Below are 3,448 nucleotides of genomic sequence, written 5' to 3'. Positions count from 1 at the left end.
CAGGCGCGCGTACTCGGCCAGGCGTTGTTCCTGGCTGCGCGCCGATTGTTGTCGCACCGCCAGCGCCAGGGCTTCCAGGCCCGGGTCGCCGCTCAAGGACGCCATGGCCCCGGCCGGCACGCGGCGATTGTCACGGGCCATCAGCAGGTCGATGGCGCGGTACACGTCGTAGTCTTCGATGTGCGCGCCAAACACGGTTTTGACCGGGTCCAGGTTCAGGTTGGGCACGAAGATCGCCTCGTAGGCCAGCTCTTCGTCGGTGTCGATGAACATCGGAATGCTGTCGATCAGGCTCAGGTCCACCACGTCCATGCCGCGTTCGAGCAAACGCCGGGCGACTTCGGTGGCGAGCAGCCCGCCGAGGCAGTAACCGATCAACTGGAAGCGCTGGTGACCGTCGGCGATCAAGCGTTCGGCGTAGTCCTGGGCCACGCTTTCGATCAGGCGCTTGGGCTCCAGGGCCAGGTAGCGCTCGGTGTCGGCCACGGCAAAGCCGATCACCGGCCCGGCCTGCTGCTCGGCCAGGGCGCGCCCCAGGTGCTGGAAGTAATCCAGCGTGCCGAGGGCGGCGTGGAACATCACCCGCACCGGGCCGACCTCGCCACCGCCGAACGGCACCACCAACGCATTGCTGCTGGATGAACGCTGGGCTTCGCCGCTCGCCGCAGCGGTGGCTGGCGCGGTTTCGCCGTGGTTGAGCAGGCGCGCCAGGGCGGCGACGTTCGGCTCGTTGAGCATCTGCCGCAGCAGCGTGTCGTAACTCAAATCCTGGGCCTGGGGCAGTTGTTCACGCAGTTGACCGGCGACACGGGCGAGGATCAGTGAGTCGGCGCCTTTTTCGTAGAAACTGTCGTCGACGCCAATCTGCGTCAATCCCAACGCCTCGGCCCATAGCCGACACAGCTCGGCGGTGAGGGGATCGCTCGGCGCCGCCTGGCCAGCAGACACCTGTGCATCGGCAGCGGGGCGCAACCCGGCCAGGGCCTTGCGATCGACCTTGCCGTTGGCGGTCAATGGCAAGCGGTCGAGCACTTGCAGGTGTGCTGGCAGCATGTAGTCGGGCAAGCGCTGCGCCAGGGCGCGACGCAGGCTGTCGACATCCAGGCGCTGGAACCCGGCCTTGAAACGGGCGGCGAAGACCTGCATGCCGAGGGCGGCCAACGGGTGATCCACCAGGGGCAGGGCCGGCAGGCATTCACCCCCAAAGGACTTGATCCGCGCCTGCCAGGTCTCGGCGTTGTGCAAACCGCTACGGCCCAGGTCGTGGTTGCCGTTGACCGGGGTCATCATGAAGCCCTGGGTCAGCAGGATCGGCGGCCATTCACCGGTGGGTTCGCTGAACACCAGCCAGCCACCGGGGCTGAGCAATTCGGTGATCTGACCGAGGGCTTTGTCGATGTCCTTGACGCTGTTGAGCATGCCCGCGCACAACACGATATCGACGCTGTTGCTGGCCAGCCCTTGGGGACGAATGTCCTGGTCGATGTCCAGCACGCCGTAGCGCACCCAGGCGTGCTCGGCAAAACGTTGCTTGGCCGCCGGCAGGAAAAAAGCGGTCATGTCGGTGAACAGGTAATCGACCTCCAAGCCATCGAGCAGGCCGATCACTGGCGCGCTGGTGGCGCCGGTGCCGGCGCCGATTTCCAGGATACGCAGCGGACCGTCGCCGTCATGGTGAGTGGCGAGGCGGTTGATCAGTGCCGCGATGCTGTGATTGTTGTAGCGCGAGACGGCGTCCCCGCCGTACAGCTGCAACGCCAGGTCCTGTTGACCTTGGGGAAACAGCAGGTCGAACGGGTTGACCTCGCCCTTGAGCAGTTGCGGCAACTGCCAGATATGGTTGAGCTGGTAGTCGAACAGCGTTTGGCTGCACAGCCCCGCGGCGATGGCCTGTTCCACCCGACCCCAGGCAAGCGCCGGCTCTGGCGCGGGTTGCGCCAGTCGATAGCGCGATTGCTCGAGTTGCACCAGGCCAGCCTCGCACAGCGAGCCGAGCCAGCGGCGCACCAGCCAGTGATGGCGCGGCTGTGCCTGCAGGGCGTTGAGAATGGCTGGGGCATCGGGTTCGGCCAGCGCGTCGCTGAACAACCCGGCCTTGAGCATCACCTCCAGCATCGAGCTCAATGCCGCGACACTCAGGTCGGCCTGATAATCGCGTACGTGTTGCGCGTCAAACGTGCCGACCTGGCTGTCGGCATAACGATTGATCGTTGTGAACAAGGACGCGTCCGGCAGGGGGTGGGGCGCTGTCCGCGCCGCGGTGACGAAGGCCAGCAGGCTACGCTCGCTGCGCTCGTCACCGGTGACCAGGCTGATTGCGCTGTCGACGCCGGGGGTGGCGAGCAACGCAGCGTCGATCTCGCCCAGTTCAACGCGATGCCCACGGATTTTCACTTGGCCGTCTTCACGGCCGAGAAACTCCAGCTCGCCACCCGGCAGGTAGCGACCACGGTCGCCCGTACGATACAGGCGCTGGCCATCCACGGGATGAGCGAAGAACCGCGCCTCGCTCAGTGCCTGGTCGCCGAGGTAACCCTGGGCCAGGCCGGCGCCGCTGATGTACAGGTCGCCGGGCACCCAGGTCGGCGCGTCGCGCCATTGGCTGTCGAGCACGCGAAAGCCCTGGTTGGCCAAGGGCAGGCCATAAGGAATGCTGCGCCACGCCGGGTCAATCGCGCCGATCGGGTGCAGGTTGGACCAGATCGAGGCTTCGGTCGCGCCACCGAGGCCCACCAGGGCCAGGCCGGGCAAGAGCTGTTGAAGTTGCGGCGGCAGGTTCAGCGCGATCCAGTCACCGGACAACAACGCCAGGCGCAGGCTGTCCAGTGGCCGGGGTTCGGCATGCAGGTAGTGGGCGAGCATGTGCAGTTGCGCAGGCACCGAGTTCCACAGCGTCACCTGGTGACGCTGCACCAGCTCGGCCCAATGCGAAGGGTCGGCGCCGCGCGCCGGGTCGGGCAGCACCAGTGCGCCCCCCACGGCGAGAGGACCGAAAAGGTCGTACACCGACAGGTCGAAGCTCAACTGTGCCAACCCCAGCACGCGGTCCTTGGCGCTGAGTTGAAAGCGGCGGTTGATGTCTTGCACGGTATTGAGGGCGGCGCGATGGCTGATCATCACGCCTTTGGGATCGCCCGTGGAGCCGGAGGTGAAGATCACGTAGGCGAGGTCATCGGGACTGCCGTCGAGCGCTTTGAAGTCGGCCGATGCGAGCGCCAGTTGATCCACCGCATGCCACTGCAACCCATCAGGCAGCGGTGTATTGGGCAAGGCGTGGGACTGGCCGAGTACATGACGCACCTGGGCGCTGCGCAGCACGCGGTCGCGGCGGGCGGCCGGGGCGTTGCTATCGAGTGGCAGGTAGGCGGCCCCGGCGAGCAATACACCATAGGCCGCCACGACCTGGTCGAGGCCTTTGGGCATGAGGATCGCCACCGGCTCCTGGGCG

General features: G+C 66.4%; 1 protein-coding gene. It reads right to left on the bottom strand.

The genetic code is table 11. The features are described 5' to 3' along the window. The coding region (locus tag CFII68_RS17755; RefSeq protein ID WP_018604827.1) for an amino acid adenylation domain-containing protein at positions 1-3,448 on the bottom strand (3,448 nt) is incomplete at both ends.

Source organism: Pseudomonas sp. CFII68 (assembly GCF_000416195.1).
Taxonomy (GTDB): Bacteria; Pseudomonadota; Gammaproteobacteria; order Pseudomonadales; family Pseudomonadaceae; genus Aquipseudomonas; species Aquipseudomonas kilonensis.
The sequence above is the reverse complement of the archived record's forward strand: the minus strand, read 5'-3'. Positions and strand labels throughout refer to the sequence as shown.